The sequence below is a fragment of the Luteimicrobium album genome, from assembly GCF_030161555.1.
Lineage (GTDB): Bacteria > Actinomycetota > Actinomycetes > Actinomycetales > Cellulomonadaceae > Luteimicrobium > Luteimicrobium album.
In genome coordinates this window covers 1,868,691-1,885,124 of the sequence record NZ_BSUK01000001.1, presented here as the reverse complement: position 1 = coordinate 1,885,124, position 16,434 = coordinate 1,868,691, and the positions used below count along the sequence as shown (strand labels likewise).

General features: G+C 73.8%; 17 protein-coding genes and 1 pseudogene. 6 read left to right on the top strand and 12 right to left on the bottom strand.

What is annotated here, in order from left to right:
- Positions 1-72 precede the first annotated feature (72 nt).
- A complete protein-coding gene (locus QQK45_RS09790) occupies positions 73-930 on the top strand; it encodes a helix-turn-helix transcriptional regulator (RefSeq protein WP_284293104.1) in 858 nt (285 codons plus the stop codon).
- Here QQK45_RS09790 and QQK45_RS09785 read toward each other — a convergent pair.
- The 3 genes from QQK45_RS09785 to QQK45_RS09775 all read right to left on the bottom strand — a co-directional run bounded on the left by QQK45_RS09785 (position 927) and on the right by QQK45_RS09775 (position 3,762).
- Positions 927-2,870 carry an NHL domain-containing thioredoxin family protein gene (locus QQK45_RS09785; protein WP_431310253.1) on the bottom strand — a complete coding sequence of 648 codons (1,944 nt, stop codon included), beginning with the start codon at positions 2,868-2,870 and terminating at the stop codon, positions 927-929. The two genes, QQK45_RS09790 and QQK45_RS09785, sit on opposite strands and share 4 nt — an antisense overlap.
- A gap of 35 nt (positions 2,871-2,905) precedes the next feature.
- On the bottom strand, positions 2,906-3,361 hold the full coding sequence (locus tag QQK45_RS09780; RefSeq protein WP_284293103.1) for a hypothetical protein: 456 nt from the start codon (positions 3,359-3,361) through the stop codon (positions 2,906-2,908).
- A gap of 122 nt (positions 3,362-3,483) precedes the next feature.
- A complete protein-coding gene (locus tag QQK45_RS09775; protein WP_284293102.1) occupies positions 3,484-3,762 on the bottom strand; it encodes a nuclear transport factor 2 family protein in 279 nt (92 codons plus the stop codon).
- Between the two features lie 60 nt (positions 3,763-3,822).
- On the opposite strand from QQK45_RS09775, the gene QQK45_RS09770 reads away from it, so the two are divergent.
- Together QQK45_RS09770 and QQK45_RS09765 are read left to right on the top strand one after the other, a co-directional pair.
- Positions 3,823-4,101: a hypothetical protein gene (locus QQK45_RS09770; RefSeq protein WP_284293101.1), complete on the top strand. Its 279-nt coding sequence runs from the start codon at positions 3,823-3,825 to the stop codon at positions 4,099-4,101.
- Positions 4,102-4,262: 161 nt separating this feature from the next.
- Positions 4,263-4,961, top strand: a complete 699-nt coding sequence (locus QQK45_RS09765; RefSeq protein ID WP_284293100.1) for a S41 family peptidase — start codon at positions 4,263-4,265, stop codon at positions 4,959-4,961.
- Positions 4,962-5,037: 76 nt separating this feature from the next.
- On the opposite strand, the gene QQK45_RS09760 is transcribed toward QQK45_RS09765, so the two are convergent.
- Positions 5,038-6,762, bottom strand: coding sequence for an MDR family MFS transporter (locus tag QQK45_RS09760; RefSeq protein WP_284293098.1), 1,725 nt, complete (start codon positions 6,760-6,762; stop codon positions 5,038-5,040).
- An 8-nt stretch (positions 6,763-6,770) separates the two neighbouring features.
- Positions 6,771-7,424 (bottom strand): helix-turn-helix transcriptional regulator, encoded by a 654-nt coding sequence (locus tag QQK45_RS09755; protein WP_284293097.1) that lies wholly within the window; start codon positions 7,422-7,424, stop codon positions 6,771-6,773.
- A gap of 183 nt (positions 7,425-7,607) precedes the next feature.
- Here QQK45_RS09755 and QQK45_RS09750 point away from each other — a divergent pair, with 183 nt between their 5' ends.
- A complete protein-coding gene (locus QQK45_RS09750; RefSeq protein WP_284293096.1) occupies positions 7,608-8,330 on the top strand; it encodes an alpha/beta fold hydrolase in 723 nt (240 codons plus the stop codon).
- Between the two features lie 101 nt (positions 8,331-8,431).
- On the opposite strand, the gene QQK45_RS22140 is transcribed toward QQK45_RS09750, so the two are convergent.
- From QQK45_RS22140 to QQK45_RS22130, 3 genes are all read right to left on the bottom strand, one after another.
- On the bottom strand, positions 8,432-9,472 hold the full coding sequence (locus tag QQK45_RS22140; RefSeq protein WP_348525193.1) for an alpha/beta hydrolase family protein: 1,041 nt from the start codon (positions 9,470-9,472) through the stop codon (positions 8,432-8,434).
- A 64-nt stretch (positions 9,473-9,536) separates the two neighbouring features.
- Complete coding sequence (locus QQK45_RS22135; protein ID WP_348525192.1) at positions 9,537-9,839, bottom strand: hypothetical protein; 303 nt, start codon at positions 9,837-9,839, stop codon at positions 9,537-9,539.
- Positions 9,840-9,868: 29 nt separating this feature from the next.
- Positions 9,869-10,612, bottom strand: a complete 744-nt coding sequence (locus tag QQK45_RS22130) for a TolB-like translocation protein (protein WP_348525191.1) — start codon at positions 10,610-10,612, stop codon at positions 9,869-9,871.
- 91 nt (positions 10,613-10,703) lie between these two features.
- Here QQK45_RS22130 and QQK45_RS09740 point away from each other — a divergent pair, with 91 nt between their 5' ends.
- On the top strand, positions 10,704-12,128 hold the full coding sequence (locus tag QQK45_RS09740; RefSeq protein ID WP_284293095.1) for a DUF2252 domain-containing protein: 1,425 nt from the start codon (positions 10,704-10,706) through the stop codon (positions 12,126-12,128).
- A 255-nt stretch (positions 12,129-12,383) separates the two neighbouring features.
- On the opposite strand, the gene QQK45_RS09735 is transcribed toward QQK45_RS09740, so the two are convergent.
- The 4 genes and pseudogenes from QQK45_RS09735 to QQK45_RS23575 all read right to left on the bottom strand — a co-directional run.
- Positions 12,384-13,322, bottom strand: coding sequence for a hypothetical protein (locus tag QQK45_RS09735; protein ID WP_284293094.1), 939 nt, complete (start codon positions 13,320-13,322; stop codon positions 12,384-12,386).
- Positions 13,323-13,613: 291 nt separating this feature from the next.
- The gene (locus tag QQK45_RS22125) at positions 13,614-14,468 is read right to left on the bottom strand and encodes a cytochrome c oxidase assembly protein (RefSeq protein ID WP_348525190.1); all 855 of its coding nucleotides are present in this window, start codon (positions 14,466-14,468) and stop codon (positions 13,614-13,616) included.
- 32 nt (positions 14,469-14,500) lie between these two features.
- A complete protein-coding gene (locus QQK45_RS23580; RefSeq protein ID WP_488803253.1) occupies positions 14,501-14,875 on the bottom strand; it encodes a CopD family protein in 375 nt (124 codons plus the stop codon).
- A gap of 290 nt (positions 14,876-15,165) precedes the next feature.
- Positions 15,166-15,489 (bottom strand): annotated as a pseudogene (locus QQK45_RS23575) (copper resistance protein CopD); the annotation flags it as partial.
- A gap of 472 nt (positions 15,490-15,961) precedes the next feature.
- On the opposite strand from QQK45_RS23575, the gene QQK45_RS09725 reads away from it, so the two are divergent.
- Positions 15,962-16,432, top strand: coding sequence for a hypothetical protein (locus QQK45_RS09725; RefSeq protein ID WP_284293093.1), 471 nt, complete (start codon positions 15,962-15,964; stop codon positions 16,430-16,432).
- The last annotated feature ends 2 nt before the right edge of the window (positions 16,433-16,434 follow it).

Below are 16,434 nucleotides of genomic sequence, written 5' to 3'. Positions count from 1 at the left end.
CAGCCAGGCACCTCCCGTTCCTACCCTTCGGAGGGTCAGGCAGGCTCGGCCGCACCGGCGCAGAATCGGGACATGCCCACGGCCACCATCCCCTCGACCGGCAGCGAGCTCGGCGAGGTCCTCCGCACCCGACGCGACGCCCTCACCCCGGAGGACGCCGGCGTCGTGAGCTACGGGACACGGCGGGTGCCGGGCCTGCGCCGGGAGGAGCTCGCGCAGCTCGCGGGCGTGTCCGTCGCGTACTACACCCGCCTCGAGCAGGGCCAGTCGATCGCGGCCTCCGAGGCGATCCTCGACGCGCTCGCGCGCGCCCTGCAGCTCCGCGACGACGAACGCACCCACCTCTTCGAGCTCGCCCGACCGCGAGCCGCCCGACGACGCCGCGCCCCTCGCGCCGAGCGCGCGACGCCCGGTGGCCTCCAGCTCCTCGAGGCGATGCCGGGCGTGCCCGCGCTTGTCCTCGGGCGCCGCAACGACGTGCTGGCCTGGAACCGGCTCGGTCACGCCCTGTTCGCCGGGCACCTGCCATTCGACGCCCCGCAGGACCCGTCGACCCGACCGAACCTCGTCCGGATGCTGTTCCTCGACCCGCACACCCGCGAGCTGTACCGCGCCTGGGACGAGGAGGCGGCACTCGTCGTGGCGTCGCTCCGGTTCCTCGCGGCCCACTACCCCGACGACCGCGGCCTCGCGGAGCTCGTCGGCGAGCTGAGCATGAAGAGCGGCGAGTTCGCCGCCCTGTGGGCGAAGCACACGGTCCGGCTCTGCTCCAGCGGCACCAAGCTCCTGCACCATCCCGAGGTCGGCGACCTCGAGACCGACTACGAGGCCCTGCACCTGCCGGACACCGACGGTCAGCGCCTGCTCACCCACACCGCGCGTCCCGGCAGCGGGTCGGCGAACGCGCTCCGGCTGCTCGCGGGCTCCTAACCGAGCAGCGGGAGGACCAGCTCCGCGGCGCCGTCGGCCGTGATCCGGACGGGCACGCCCCAGTCCTGCTGCGCGAGGTTGCAGGCGGGGAACTCGACGGGCTCGCCGTCCGGCCCGAACGCGTCGCACGACGCCGCCCGCGCGCTCACGTGCAGCACGCCCTCGAGCGTCTCGCCCGGGTGGGGCGTCGCGAGGACGAGCCCCCGGTCGAGGTCGGTGTCCGTGCCGTCGCCGGCGAGCAGCAGGCTCGACGGCGTGGCGCTGACCGAGAGCTGGGTCGACGGGCCGAACCGGTCGTCGAGCTTCTGACCCGGCGCGGGCGTGAACGGCACGCGCAGGCTCAGCGCGCCCGGGGCCAGGTCGGTGACGGGCCGCCGGGTGCGGTGGGCGCCGTCGTCCACGGTGCTCCCGAGCGAGCGGAGGTCGGCCGGAAGCGCGACCCGGGTGATCCGGTGCGCGGCCGACTCGACGACCAGCACCTCCAGCCCGCCCTCCGCCTCCCGCACGACGACGCCGCTCGGCTCCGCGAGCCCCGTCACCACGGTGGTGACCTCGCCGCCACCGGGGGCTGCGTCGTCGGGAGCGAACCGGCGGAGCGCGCCGTCGTAGGTGTCAGCGACGAGGACCGAGCCGTCCGGGAGGGTCGCGACACCCAGCGGGTGCTGGAAGAGCGCCTGGTCGGCGGGCCCGTCGCGGTGACCGAAGTCGAAGAGCCCCTGCCCGACGGCGGTGCTCACCGTGCGCGTCGCGGTGTCGACCCGGCGCAGGGCGGACGTCTCCGAGTCCGCGACCCACACGGCACCTCGCTCGACGGCGAGGCCCGACGGCTGCGCGAACCACGCGTCGTCGAGCGGACCGTCCTGGAGGCCCTCGTTCATGGTCCCGCCGAGCAGCTCGATCGAGCCCTCCTTGCCGTCGAACGCCCACAGCGTGTGGTTCCCGGCCATCGCGACGACGAACGCCGCGAGCTCGGGCACCCACGCGACGTCCCACGGCGACGAGAGCTTCACCCAGCGCGGCGGGACGTGGAAGCTCGTGCTGAACGTTTCGCCTGCCGCGCCCTCGGTGAAGTTGTCGGGCGCCCCCACCATGAACTGCTCGCCCGTCCCCGCGACGGTCGTGACGGTGCCGTCGTCGAGGCGCACGCCCCGCAGCACGTGGTTCGCGGTGTCCGCGACGACGACGTCGTACCCGAGCCACGGGCGCAGCTCGTCCGGGACGAGGCAGAGGCCGTTCGGCTCGGCGAACCGCGCGTCGCCGGGACCGCCGTCGGCGAGCCCGCGCTCGCCGGAGCCGATCCGCCGGACCAGGGTCTCGGCGTCGGGCGCGAGCTCGGCGAGGCTGTGGTGCCCGGCGTCGGCGACGAGCAGGTTCCCGTTCGGGAGCGCGACCGCCGTGGCGGGGAAGCGCAGGGTGGAGGGCTGCGGCGTCGGCGGGACGTACGGGCCGTCGCCCTCGCGCAGCGTGCCCTTGGCGCGATGCTCCGCCACGAGCTCGGCGACGAGCGCCTCGATCGACGCCGCGTGCCCCTCGCCCGCGAGCTGCGCGACGACGTAGCCCTCGGGGTCGACGACGACGAGCGTCGGCCAGGCGCGGGCGGTGTACGCCTGCCAGGTGACGAGGTCGGGGTCGTCGAGCACGGGGTGGTGGACCTCGTACCGTTCGACCGCGGCGGCGAGCGCGTCGGGGTCGGCCTCGTGCACGAACTTCGGCGAGTGGACGCCGACGATCGTGAGGACGTCGCCGAACCGCTGCTCGAGGTCGCGCAGCTCGTCGAGGACGTGCAGGCAGTTGATGCAGCAGAAGGTCCAGAAGTCGAGCAGGACGACGCGGCCGCGGAAGTCCTCGAGGCTCAGCGTCCTGCCACCCGTGTTCAGCCAGCCGCGTCCCACGAGGGCGGACGCGCGGACACGGGGCAGGCGGGCGGGCACAGCAGTCACGGGGTCAAGTCAACCCCACGCGCCTGGGGGTGTCGTCAACCCGCGTCGACGACGACGTCGCCGTGGTACGCCGCGCAGTCGGCAGCCGGCCCCGCGTGCTGCGGACAGTAGTCGTACGTGCTCCCCGACACGACCAGCGAGGCGTCCCCCGCGTGAGCGTCGGCCGGGATCGTCACGGTGGTGGCGAACTCGCCGTGCGTGCCCACCTCGACCGTCCCGACGACGGCGTCGTCCTCCATGGAGCGAAGGTGCAGCTCGTAGTGGGTATAGCCGCGGTCGATGGTGCAGGACACCTTGCCGCTGCGGACCGTGACCTGGCCGCCCGGCGCGACCGTGCCCGGCGAGACCTCGAGGGGCCCGGGTGTGCACGACGGTTCCGGGTCGGGGTCGAGCGCGTCGCACGCCGCGAGCAGCACGCCCGCCGTGAGCAGGAGCGCCGCCAGGAGGCACCGCCCGATCGGCAACAGCCGCACGGCACGCGTCGTCGTCATGGTCGGACGCTAGCACCGTACGGGGAACGCGCGGCCGGCGGGTCGCCGTTCGTGGCCGACCTGTGACCCTCACGTCGGGCTGATCACCAGCCGGGCGATCCGGTCGCCGGCGAGGGTGAACGTCATGGGGCCGGTCCCGTTGTAGCCGTCGCCCGTGACGGCCAGGACGACGACCCACTCCCCGGTCCCGCGCCCGGCTCCGCGGACACCGGCTCGAAGTGCGACCGCTTGCCGATGTTGTCGGTCACGTTCCAGCGGGCGACTCCGTCAGACCCGGTGAACGTCCGCCCCCAGTCGTCGAGGACGGCGTCGGGAGTGAAGGCGGCGACGAACGCGTCGCTGTCACCGGCGTTGGTGGCGTCGACGAACGCCTGGACTGCGGCAGGAAGGTGCACGGCCATGCGGCAAGTCAACTCTCCGGGGATGGCCCGGCCACCCCTGGCCTCGATACGGTGGCGCCCATGCGCGCCGACGGGTACCTCGGACCTGACCGTAGCGGGATCGACTGGCTGATCGACTCGGACAGCCCGGCGATGCGTGCCCTCGGGCCCGACATCGCCGCCCGCACCCCTGACAGTCCCGTCGACGTCGACGCCCTGATCGAGGACGTCGCCCTCCTTCCTCGGCTGATCCGCAAGCGCCACGTCTTCGTGGTGCTGGGTCGCACCGGTCCCGAGGCCGCGGACGCCGTCCTCGACGCGTGGGTCGCGCGGCTGCGCGCCGAGCGCCCGACGACGTGAGGCGAGGCGATCGGCGACGCCGCGCTGTCGCTGCGCGAGGCCCTCGGCGACAACCACCACGGCATCCTCGGGAACGCCGCGCCGCGCCCCTGCGCCCGACCCTCGGTGAGGACCCGGGTCCGGCGTGGGAGTCCGTGGTCCGGGCGACGCCGTCGGGCGACGTGGCGACGGTCCGTATCCGCACACTCTCGGACTCCGAGGACGGGTCGCCCCGGCTCGAGGCGGGCGCCACCGACCGCAGCCCGCTCGAGCACGACCGCGTCGTCGTCGACCTGCGCGGGAACGGCGGCGGGAACGACGCCTTCATCAGCCGGTGGATCGCCGACGCCGTCGTCCACGCCCACGACGCACCGAGCGAGCGGTGCCTGTCGGTGGGCGACAAGCCCGTCATGGTGTGGAACGCGATCGCGCTGGAAGCGGTGCGGCACCCCGACGCGCCGCCGCCGACCTCGCTGCTTCCCTACGCCCACGTCCCGGCGCCGGAGGACGAGCTGCGCGTCGAGCTCCACACCGAGCACGTCCCCGCCGGCACCAGGCCGTTCCGGGGTCGGATGCTCGTGCTCGTCGACGGCAGCACAGGGTCGTCGGGCGAGTCGAGCACGCTGATGCTGCGTGACGGTCTCGGCGCCCGGGTCGTGGGCGTGCCCAGCATGGGACTGCTGGAGTCCGCGAACGTCGCGCCGTACGTCCTCCCGCGGTCGGGGCTGACGCTGACCTTCCCGACGCAGTGGGGCGCGACGCCCGAGCCCATGGAGTTCGTCGGGATCCGGCCTGACGTCGAGCTCGACGTCACGACGCCGCTCACGGCGGTCGCGGACCGGTTCGACGAGCTCTGGGCCGCCGGCGAGCACGGGGTCTGAGCCCGCCGAGCACGGGCCTTCCGTCCGTCCACCGGATCAGACGGGCCGAGACCCCTTGGTCGGCGAGGGGGCGGGATCAGGAGGACGTGGCGGCGTCACGCTCCGCGTCCTCGGCCGCACGACCCTGGATCCCCGAGACGTTGCGCAGCGGCAGCTCGGGCAGCACCGCACACAAGACGATCCCGATCACGATGATCCCGGACGCGATCAGCATCACGAGGTCGACGGAGTCGCTGAACCCCACGAGGAACGGCTTCGCGAGCCTCGGGTCGAGCTCGTTGATGAACGACGAGTCGTTCAGGCTCGGCACCGAGGCGGTCCCCCCGTGCTGGGTGGCCTGGACGAGGTCGAGCACGGGCTTGTTGGCCGGGTTCGACGTGACCGCCGGGTCGTGGAGCGCGGCCTGGAAGTCCGCCGTCGGGACGATGGACCTGAACGCGGCCGCGATCTTGTCGCCCACGGTCGAGAACAGGATCGAGAGGAAGACGGCGGTGCCGAGCGTCCCGCCGACCTGCCGGAAGAACAGGGACGACGACGTCGCCACCCCCATGTCGCGGACCGGCACCGCGTTCTGCACGGCCAGGACGAGGGGCTGCATGGTGAACCCGAGGCCGAGGCCGAAGACCAGCGACGCGACGGCGATCCAGCCGTACCCGGTGTCGGCGTGCAGGCGCGTGAACAGCACCGCGCCGATCGCCATGAGCGTCGTGCCGGCGACCGGGAAGATCTTGTACCGCCCGGTCCGGGACGTCGTCTGGCCGGCGGCGACGGACCCGCTCATGATCCCGAGCGTGAAGGGCAGCAGCGCGAGGCCCGCCTTCGTCGGCGACATCCCCTGGACGATCTGCAGGTACAGCGGCAGCACGGCTATCCCGCCGAACATCCCGAGGCCGATCACCGTGTTGGCCGCGGCCCCGAGCGAGAACACGCGCTCGCGGAACAGGCGCAGCGGGAGGATCGCATCGTCCTTTGCCCGGCGCTCCGCGAACCAGAACGCAGCGAGCCCCAGCACGCCGACGGCGTAGCAGCCGAGCGCTCGGCCCGAGGTCCAGCCCCAGTCACGCCCCTGCTCGGCGACGAGGAGCAGCGGGACGAGCCCGACGACGAGCGCGAGCGCGCCCTCCCAGTCGATGTCGTGCTTGACCTTCCGCAGCGGCGGGAGGTGGAGCACCCGGACGATGACGAGGAACGCGATGATGCCGATCGGGACGTTGACGAGGAAGACCCAGCGCCAGCCCGCGATCCCGAGGATCGAGCTCGCCCCCGCGAAGAAGCCGCCCACGACGGGGCCCAGCACCGACGACGTCCCGAAGACGGCGAGGAAGTAGGCCTGGTACTTGGCGCGCTCGCGCGGCGCGACCAGGTCACCCAGGATCGTGATGGCGAGCGCCATCAGGCCGCCGGCCCCGAGCCCCTGCAGGCCGCGGAAGATCGCGAGCTCGTACATGGACGTCGACGTCGACGAGAGGAACGAGCCCACCACGAACAGCGCGATCGCCAGCAGGTAGAACGGCTTGCGACCGTAGATGTCCGACAGCTTCCCGTACAGCGGGGTCGTGATCGTCGAGGTCAGCAGGTAGGCGGTGGTCACCCACGCCTGGAGCGACAGTCCATGCAGGTCGTCGCCGATCGTGCGGATCGAGGTCGCGACGATCGTCTGGTCGAGGGCCGCGAGGAACATGCCGATCATCAGCCCGCCGAGGATCGTGACGATCTCGCGGTGGCTGGGGCCGACGGCCGGGGCGGGGGTGGTCGCCTGGCTCGTGCGGGCGGGCGTGGGGGCGCCGTCGTCGGGGGTCACGGAAAAGGTTAACCGGTGTCAACCTCTTCCGATTCCCTGCGTCCCTCGTCCCACCCGTGCCCGACGACGGCGGCCGCGTCGTCCGGCGGCTCGCCCACGTCCTCGACGGGTCGCGGCTCGTAGCGCTCGGCCGTGAGGTCGGCGCGCTCGACCCGGTCGAGGCGGAACCACCGCGTGCCCTCCTGGTCACGGCACCACGCGACGAGGTACCAGCGGCCGTCGGTGTGGGCGAGGAGCTGGGGCTCGATCCGGCGTCGGGTGATGCGGCCGTCCCGCGACCGGTAACGGATCGCGAGCACGCGCGCCTCCCCGAGGGCCTGCTCGACGGCGCGGAGCACGCCCGCCGAGGTGCCGCCGTCGGACGTCCCGGTCGCGCGTGCGCCACCGGCGGGCACGCCGCGCGTCCAGACGCGCGCAGCCATGCGCGACGCCCGCTCCCGGTCGCCGGGGCCGAGGGCGTCCCAGAGCTTCGCGCGCGCCGTCGCGGCGTCGACGGCGAACGGGCTCCCGGGTGGGAGCAGCGCGAGCGCGACCGACAGTGCGACGGCCTGGGCGGGCGTGTAGTTGACGGGCGGGAGGGTCGCCGCGGCGTCGAGCACGTAACCGCCACCGGGCCCCGCCTCGGCACGCACCGGCAGCCCGGCCTGCTGGAGCGCGGACACGTCCCGTTTGATCGTCCGCCACGCTGACCTCGAGGGCGGCGGCGAGCCGCGCGCTCGTGGTCCCCGCGCGCCCGGCCCGCCTCAGCTCCTCGGCCACCGCGTACAGGCGGTCGGTCCGGTTCACGCGACCTCCCGAGAATAGGTGACAGACCGGTGTCACCAGGGTGGGTCGAGACTCGTCCCATGACAACCCCCAGCACACACGTGGTCCTCGTCCCCGGCTTCTGGCTCGGCGGCTGGGCGTGGGACGACGTCGTCCCCGCGCTCCGCGACGCCGGCCTCGTCCCGCACCCCGTCACGCTCCCCGGGCTTGGCCCCGACGACACACGCGAGGACCGCGCGGCCGTCACGCGCGCCGACCACGTGGGCGCCGTCGTCGGGCTCGTCGAGGGGCTCGAGGGCCGCGTGGTGCTCGTCGGGCACAGCGGCGGCGGGGCGCTCGTCGGGGAGGTCGTCGACCGCGTGCCCGGCCGGGTCGACCGGGCCGTCTACCTCGACTCCGGACCGCTCGTCGACGGCGCCGCGCTCAACCCCGGCCTGCCCGACGGCGTCACGGAGATCGCGCTCCCGTCCTGGGACGAGCTGGCCGCGCAGGGGTCCAGCATCGACGGGATCGACGACGCCGGTCTCGCCCGGTTCCGCGGGCACGCCCGCCCCCACCCGGCGCGCGTCGCGACCGAGCCGGTGCACGTGTCGGACCCGGCGCGCTTCGACGTCCCGGTCACCGCGATCTGCACGAGCATCAGCGCCGAGCAGCTCCAGGCGGTGGCCGGGCCGGGCGCCCCGTTCCACACCGAGCTGCTCGACCACGACGTCACGTGGGTCGACCTGCCGACCGGCCACTGGGCGATGTTCTCCCGTCCGGCCGACCTCGCGGCGACGCTCGTCGAGGCCGCCCGCGCCTGAGCACGGGATCCGAGCCCGCCGAGCACGTGCTGCCCGCCCGTCCAGCGCAGCGGACGGGCGGGGACGCCGTGCTCGGCGAGGGAGAGACCGGAGCCCGGGGCTCAGCCCAGGACGGGCGGCAGCCCCGGGTACGCGTCGTCGGCGGGCGCGACGCCCAGCACGTGCTCGGCGAGGAACGCGAGCACGACCTGGTACCAGACCTTCGCGTGCTCGGGCGTGAGCACCCAGTGGTTCTCGTCGGGGAAGTAGAGGAACCGGTGGACGGTCTTCCCGTCGGCGTCGGCGGGCAGACCCGACTTGGACAGCAGCTCGTACCAGAGCCGCAGGCCCTCGCCGATCGGCACCCGGTAGTCCTTGTCGCCGTGCACGACGAGCATGGGCGTGCGGATGTCCCCGACGAACCGGTGCGGCGAGTTCTCGAGCGCGGCCTCCGGGCTGAGCTCGCGCTCCCAGTAGAACGAGGCATCTGTCGTCGGGCCGAACTGGTCCAGCGCCCAGAGGCTGGCGTGCGTGACGATCGCGCGGAACCGGTCGGTGTGGCCGGCGATCCAGTTCGCCATATAGCCGCCGAATGAGCCGCCCATCACGCCGGTCCGGGTCTCGTCGATGTCGTCGCGCGCGACGACCGCGTCCGTCACGGCCATGACGTCCGTGAACGGCTTGTCGCCCCACGCACCCCAGCCGCGCTGCACGAAGTCCTGCCCGTAGCCCGTCGACAGCGCGGGGTCGGGCAGCAGCACCGCGTACCCGGCCGCGACGAGCAGCCACGGGTTCCAGCGCCAGCTCCAGGTGTTCCACGACCCGAGCGGCCCGCCGTGCACCCACAGCGCCAGGGGCGCCGGGTTCTCGGCGCTCGCGCCCTCGGGCAGTGCGAGCCAGGCGCGCACGCGGACGTCGTCGGACGCGGGGGTCTCGACCTCGACGAGCGTCCCCGGCAGCGCGGGCGGCGGGACGGGCCCGCGCAGCAGCGTCGGCTCGACGGGCGTCCGCCTGCCCTCCTCCTGGGCGAGGAACGCGGCGAGGTCCACGCGCACCGGCTCGGCCGGCGCCAGGTAGCTCGACCGCAGCGCGTAGAACGCCGACCCGTCGCGTGCGACCCGCACGTCCGTGTACACCGCGTCGCCCGCGGTGACGCGCTCCACCGGGACGATCCCACCCCCGTGGCGGCGACGTGGAAGACCGGGCCGCGGCCGTCGTCGTCGGCGGTCACCAGGAAGCCCGAGCCGTCGGGGAGCCATGTGAGCGACGACGGCCAGCGGTCCCAGTGCGTCGTGAGGCTGCGCGGGCTCTGCTGGGGGCGAGCGCCACGACGGCGAGCGTCACCTCGGGCGCACGGTGCGGCGTCGTCACGGTCTCCCGCACGTACGCGACGAACCGGCCGTCGGGCGACACCTTCGGGCCGAAGACGTCGGCACCCTTGTCGTCGACCAGCACGTACTGCTCGCCGGTCGCGGTGTCGATCGCGACGAGCGTGCTCCGCATCGTCGGGCCGGGACCGGTGACGCGCAAGCTCGTGACGAGCGTGCGACCGTCGGGGCTCAGGTCGGCGTCCGCGTCCTCGAGCGCCGGGCCCGGGGTGGGCGTGAGGTCGCGGAGCTCGAGCCGGGCGCCTTCGGGGGCTCGGGCGTCTCCTCCTCCTTCTCGCCCGACGACGGCGCAGGCACGAGCGCGCCCGGAACCTCGTCCGTGAGCGCGGCCAGGTCCGCGACGAACCGGTGGGGCCGGTCGGGGCCGAGGTCGTGGTCCCAGTACCGGACCGGGTAGCCGTCGTGGAGGATCGCCGCGACCTTGTGGTCCTTGCGGGCCTTGCGGCGCTTCGCGTCGTCGTCGAGACCGGTCGAGGACGGCAGGAGGCTCGCGGCCACCGAGACCGTGCTCCCGTCGCGGGCCACGGTCACACCGCCGACGCCGCCCGGGGCCGTCGCCACGACGCGCGCCTCTCCGCCACCCGCGGGCAGGAGCCAGAGCGCAGGTCTCGGAGCGCCGTCGTCGGTGTCGCCCGTGTCGGCGTCGGGGCGGGCCGACGTGAAGAGCAGGTCCCCGTTCGCCGCGAACAGCGCCGACGACTCGCCCTTCGCGGAGCGCGTGAGGCGTCGCGCCGGCGACCCGCCCGTCGGGTCGACCTCCCACAGCGCCGTCACGTAGCGGGTGCGCTTCGGGTCGAGCGTCTGGACGGCGGTCACGAGCCGCGAACCGTCCGGGGAGAGGGTCAGCCCGGCCAGCCGCGGCAGGGCGACATAGGCGTCGAGGTCGTGGAAAGGGGTCGCCGCATCGGTCGTCACCGGTCCGTCCTATCACAGCGACGGGCCAGGTCCCGCGGGTGAGGTCCACGTCCCGCCGGGCAGCACCCTCCGCGCGGACGCACAATGCGGCATGGCCACGCGCACGACGGCGGACTCCGCCCCCGCCCTCCCCGACTTCGGCAGCGCCCGACCGGCCGTGGCGGAGCGGGCCGAACGCGGGCGTTCGTGGCGCTCTGACACCCCGGTCGGAGCCTTCGCCGACTGGACGCCGTCGTCCGACCGGCCCGACCCGGTCGCCCTGCTCCGCGAGCAGGACGCCACCCGCGTCGCGGAGCTCGTGCCCATCCGGTACGGACGCATGAGCGCGTCCCCGTTCGCGTTCTACCGCGGGTCGGCGGCCGTCATGGCCGCGGACCTCGCGACGTTGCCGCGCACCGGCGGCACCACCCAGCTCTGCGGCGATGCCCACGTCGCCAACTTCGGGGTCTACGCCGCCGCCGACCGGAGCCTCGTCTTCGACATCAACGACTTCGACGAGACCCTGCCCGGCCCGTTCGAGTGGGACGTCCTGCGGCTCGCCGCGTCGCTCGTCCTCGCGGCACGGGACCGCGGCTTCGAACCCAAGGTCGCTCGCGACGCGGCCCGGGCCGCCGCCCGGGCGTACCGGATGGCGACCGCCCGGCTGGCCCGCCAGCGCACGCTCGACGTCTGGTACGCCCGCGTCGACGAGGACCGCATCATGCGCACGCTCGACACCGCCGACGTCGGCAAGCGCACCCGTCGGACCGCGACCGCGACCTTCGACAAGGCCCGCACCAAGACGAGCCTCCGCGCGGCCGAGAAGCTCACCGAGCTCGTCGACGGGCACGTGCGCTTCCGCGAGGCGCCGCCGCTGATCTCGCGAGAACCCCTGCGGCCGCTCGACCGCGAGCAGTACGACGCCGTCTTCGCGGACTACCGCTCCACGCTCGACGACCCCCTGCGGCTCCTCCTCGACCGGTTCGAACGGGTCGACGCCGCACGCAAGGTCGTCGGGGTGGGGAGCGTCGGGACGCAGGCGTACGTGATCCTCCTCGCCGGCCGGGACGACGACGACCCGCTCGTCCTACAGCTCAAGCAGGCCCAGCCGTCCGTGCTCGAACCTCACCTCGGGGCGAGCGCGTACGACCACGCCGGGCAGCGCGTCGTCAACGGCCAGCGTTACGCCCAGGCGGCCAGCGACATCCTGCTCGGCTGGGCGACAGGGCCTGCCGGCCGCCACTTCTACGTGCGGCAGCTCCACGACATGAAGGGCTCGGTCGACCTGGCCCGCGTCCGACCGCGCGGACTGACCGCGCTCGGCGAGCTCTGCGGCGCGACCCTCGCCCGCGCGCACGCCCGCTCCGGTGACGCCGTCGCCGTGTCCGCCTACCTGGGTGACGACCCCGACGACGTCACGTTCGACAAGGCAATCGGCCGGTTCGCGCGACGGTACGCCGACCAGGCGGAAGCCGACGCCGCGCAGCTCGACGACGCAATCCGCGCCGGTGATGTCGAGGCGGTCACCGGCGTCTGAGCTCCTGGGGCGTCGGGGGCGTCCGTCGTAGACCGTCCCACCCCGACCACAACCACCCCACCCCACCTCACCCCGACCATGCGATGACGCACCATCCCGACGGCCGACCATGCGGTGACGCACCGTTTCTGGTTCGAACATGCGACTGTTCGCATGATCGGCACGCCTGGGCGGCATCAGATCGCATGGTCGACACCGACACGCGACGCCCCTACCTCCGCAGCATGCGCAACGCACATCGAACGGTCCGCGACATCACACCGTCGACATCCCGCGCCGTGAACCGCAACACCTCGAAGCGGCCCGTCGAGACGATCCCGTTCTGCCGAGACCTGTCGGCAAAGGCAGCCTCGGGAACGTCGTGCACCTCCTTCCCGTCGACCTCGGCCACCAGCCACCGGTCCCCGCCGAGATGCCAGCCGAAGTCCCCCGTTCGGGGTACGGCGAGTCGTCGAGCGGCAGCTGCAGCGTGTCCGGCGGGACACCGCCGTCGATGCAGTCGAGCCGGCCGAACGACTCCGGCGCCGACTCCGACCTACCGTCCGCGAGCTCCCACAGGTGGTGAGCCGCCGCGATCCCGCGACGCCCGCGCGCCAGGTCGTGCGCGCGTTCCAGACCATCAGGTGTCAGGAGCCCGAGGTGCAGGACCGAGTCGAGGACCGCGAGCCCGTGACGACGCGGCAGCTCGGGGACCGCCTGCGCGACGGCCCACTCGACCGATGCGACCCGACGCCCTCCGACGACGACGGTGCGCAGCCCCGCGTCGAACTGGCGGGCGTGCATCCCGTCCCGTGCGAGCCGGTTGCTGGCCTTCGGCAGGGCAGCCTCCGGACGGATCGTCGTCGGGAGCCCGACGACCTTGTGCAACGCGAGGGCGCTCGCACCGATGGCGACCGCCTCAGGACCGAATGCGAGCATCGCCGCCCATGCCGCCCTGCATCGTCGGGCATCCCAGGGCAGCGCCGACAACGATCCGATCCGTGTGTCGAAGACACCCTGGGTGAGCCTGCGCCAGGTGCGGTTCCCGACCATCGTGGCGATCCGTCGTCCTGAGATCCCTGCGGTGCGCGCCTGGCTCGTCGAGACGAGGCCGAGCTGGGTACGCGCGACGTCTTCGAGCTCGGGAGGGATCGCGAGCGTCAGCAGCAGGTCTCGCTCCGGCTGCACGGTCATGGGAGTAAGGACGGTCGTCATGGGCACGAGTGAACCGGCCGACGACGGTGGCGAGGGTGCCCGTGTGTACCGCCTGTGCACGGCCGGCGCCGTCCACAGGTGTGCCGTCGACCCCCGCCCGCGGAGCGCGACGACGAACCAGTGGCGGCGCACGCACCGGCGTCTGCCGACCATGCGATCAAGCCCAGTACACCCCGACGAGCATGCGACCAGTCGCATGCTCGAGCAAGAAACGGTGCGCCATCGCATGTTCGGCGCGGGAGGAGGGCGCCATCGCATGCTCGGCGCAGGAGGACAGGGCGTGGCAGCGGCTCAGCGAGGCGGCGCGGCCTCGTCGCGATCCGCGAGCTTCTCGAGCATCGCGTTGTACTCCCGCAGCTCGGCGTCGCCGTCCCGGTCGGCCTTGCGGTCCTTGCGCTTCGCCTCGCGCTCGTCGGACCGCGCCCACGACGTCGCGACGAGCACCGCGAGCAGCAGGGTCGGCAGCTCGCCGATGCCCCAGGCCACGGACCCGCCGGTCTGCTGGTCCTCGATCGCGGACGCGCCCCAGGTGCGGCCGAGGAGCCCGAACCAGTCGGGGACGAGCAGGGTCTCGGAGCTGATGAGCGCGACCCCGAAGAACGCGTGGAACGCCATGGTCGCGAACAGCAGGATGAGCCGCTGCGGGTACCCGAGCCGGTTCGGTCCGGGGTCGATCCCGATCAGCGCGTTCGCGAACAGGTACCCGGCGCCGGTGAAGTGCACGACCATCCACAGGTGCCCGACGTACGAGTGCAGGGACCAGGAGAACAGGGGCGTGTAGTAGAAGACGATGAGCGAGCTCGCGAACAGCACGGCCGAGACGACGGGGTTGGCGATGAACTGCCCCCACCGCGAGTGGACGAGGATCAGCAGCCATTCCCGCGGTCCCCGCGAGCCGTCCTTGCGGGTCGGCAGCCCGCGCAGCGCGAGCGTCACGGGCGCGCCGAGGACCAGGAGGATCGGCACGACCATCGCGAGCACCATGTGCTGCGCCATGTGCGCGCTGAACAGGACGTGCCCGTACAACGCCGGCCCGCCCGACGTCGTCCACCACAGCACGACCATGCCGACGCACCAGGAGACGGTCCGGCCCCAGGACCACCGGTCCCCGCGCCGGCGGAGCCGCAGCGCCCACCCGACGTACACGATGACGCCGGCGGCGCACGCGACCGTGAGGATCAGGTCCCAGTTCCACTCGGTGAACCAGCGCGTCGAGGTGAGGGCGGGGGCAGGACGTGCCCGGTGACCCGTTCGGACGGCGTGAGGTCCTTGCCGACGACCTCGCTCACCGGCGGCGCCGACGACGCGAGCGCGACCGCGACGCCCATGACGGCGCCCATGACGGCGAGCTCGACGGCGGCGAGCCGCCAGAACAGGCCACGCGGCCGGGCGTCGTCACGGCCGAGCCGGGCGATCACGAGCGTGCGGTGCGCGTACCCGATGAGGCCCAGCACGACGAGCAGGACGAGCTTGACGAGCAGCAGCACGCCGTAGCGGGTCGCGAACCCGTCGATCGACCCGGCGCGGATCCAGCCGTTGACGAGCCCGGACACGGCGACGAACGCGAGGCACCAGAGCGCCGTCGGCGAGTACCGCCCGACGACGACGGCCAGGTCGGGCCGCGCGCCGTCCGCCCGGGCCGCACCCGCGCGGCGGGCGGTGGCGCCGCCGTCGGACCCGCGCCCCGCCCAGAAGACGACGCCGAGGGTCGCGAGCCCCCGATCCACACGCTCGCACCGAGCAGGTGCAGGAACAGGGACGAGATCGCGAGCTCGTGGCTCGACGTGCCGGCCGCGTGCCCGGTCCCGGCCTGCAGGGAGAGCGCCGCGACGGGCAGGAGCGCCGTCCACGCGGTGCCCGTGGGGGTCCGGACGAGCAGCAGCAGCGTGGAGGTGACGGCCGCCAGCACGACGATCTCGAGCAGGGTCCGCCCGTACGCGACCTGGGTCATGAACACGCCGAGCTGCTGCCCGAACGCGGGGTCCGTCAGCGACATGCCCGCGATGTTGGCGTCCTCGAGGACGAGCTGGACGAGCCCGGCCACCGCCCACAGGCCCGCACCGACGGCCGCGGTGACGAGGGCACGGCGGAACCCGACGCCGTCGGACGGTTCGCGCCACGGCAGGACGAACAGCGCGAGCGCGAGCGACCCGACGGTCACGGCCATCGACAGCTCGGTGACCAGCGTCGCGACGGGCAGCCCGAGGCGCACGACGACGCCGGGGTCGAGCAGTCCGGTGCCGGGTGCGGCGAAGGCCTGCGTGAAGGCGCCCGCGAGCAGCACGGCCACGATCCCGATGACGACGGTGCCCGGCGCGGCGAGCACGACCCACCACGGCCGCCCCGCGAGGGTGGGCGTCGGGCCGGGGCTCTGCCGGGCGCGAGCGGGCATGGAGGCGGACGACGTCACCCGCCCAGCGTAGGCGCGTCGACGGGGAGCGCGGGCCCCGTCCACAGGGGCCCGTGGCGGACGTCACCCGGGTGGAGCGCGCCGGCGGGCTTGCGTTTCGTACCCTGCGCTTGCTTATGCTGTGCGACAGTCGCGCGCCCGGTGGTGCCGACGTCATCGGCAGGGGAAGCCGGACCACGACCCTTCGTCACGAACCGTGGAGCATCCAGAGCCCCGGGAGGTCACGCGCATGGCGGCGCTCGCAGGTCTCGTGCCACCGCTCCTCGTCTCGTTCGCGGTCGTCGCCGGGTTGCGCCGGGCGACCCGGCACAGCCCGGTCGACGCCGCCGCCCGCCCGGCTCCCTGTCCGGGCACGACGCCCCTTCCCGGCCTGATCGGTCCGACGCTCGTCGACGAGCCCGCGCCGGCCCGCCCCCAGCCACCCGCCGCGCCGAGGCTCGAGCTCGCGTGCCGCGCCTGCGGCTGGGCTCTCGACCGGCCGGGCTGGGTGGACGACAGGCCGACGGCGGCGATCTGCGACTGCTGCGCGTGCGAGGCGGGCATCGACGACGTCACCCCGGAGCGGGCGCGGGCGCACCGGCGCCGGTGGGTCGAGCACGGCGCCGAGTGGTTCGACCCGGGCAGCCGCCCCGAGGCATGGGACCTGTACGCGCACCTGTGCGAGCTGGCCCCGGTCGGACGCGGCCTCACCCCGGGTTAGGC

Bases quoted from the DNA above. Each gene is read 5' to 3' on its own strand.
- QQK45_RS09790 (WP_284293104.1), top strand. From the start codon at position 73: ATGCCCACGGCCACCATCCCCTCGACCGGCAGCGAGCTCGGCGAGGTC.
- QQK45_RS09780 (WP_284293103.1), bottom strand. From the start codon at position 3,361: ATGACGACGACGCGTGCCGTGCGGCTGTTGCCGATCGGGCGGTGCCTC.
- QQK45_RS09775 (WP_284293102.1), bottom strand. From the start codon at position 3,762: ATGGCCGTGCACCTTCCTGCCGCAGTCCAGGCGTTCGTCGACGCCACC.
- QQK45_RS09770 (WP_284293101.1), top strand. From the start codon at position 3,823: ATGCGCGCCGACGGGTACCTCGGACCTGACCGTAGCGGGATCGACTGG.
- QQK45_RS09750 (WP_284293096.1), top strand. From the start codon at position 7,608: ATGACAACCCCCAGCACACACGTGGTCCTCGTCCCCGGCTTCTGGCTC.
- QQK45_RS09740 (WP_284293095.1), top strand. From the start codon at position 10,704: ATGGCCACGCGCACGACGGCGGACTCCGCCCCCGCCCTCCCCGACTTC.
- QQK45_RS09735 (WP_284293094.1), bottom strand. From the start codon at position 13,322: ATGACGACCGTCCTTACTCCCATGACCGTGCAGCCGGAGCGAGACCTG.
- QQK45_RS09725 (WP_284293093.1), top strand. From the start codon at position 15,962: ATGGCGGCGCTCGCAGGTCTCGTGCCACCGCTCCTCGTCTCGTTCGCG.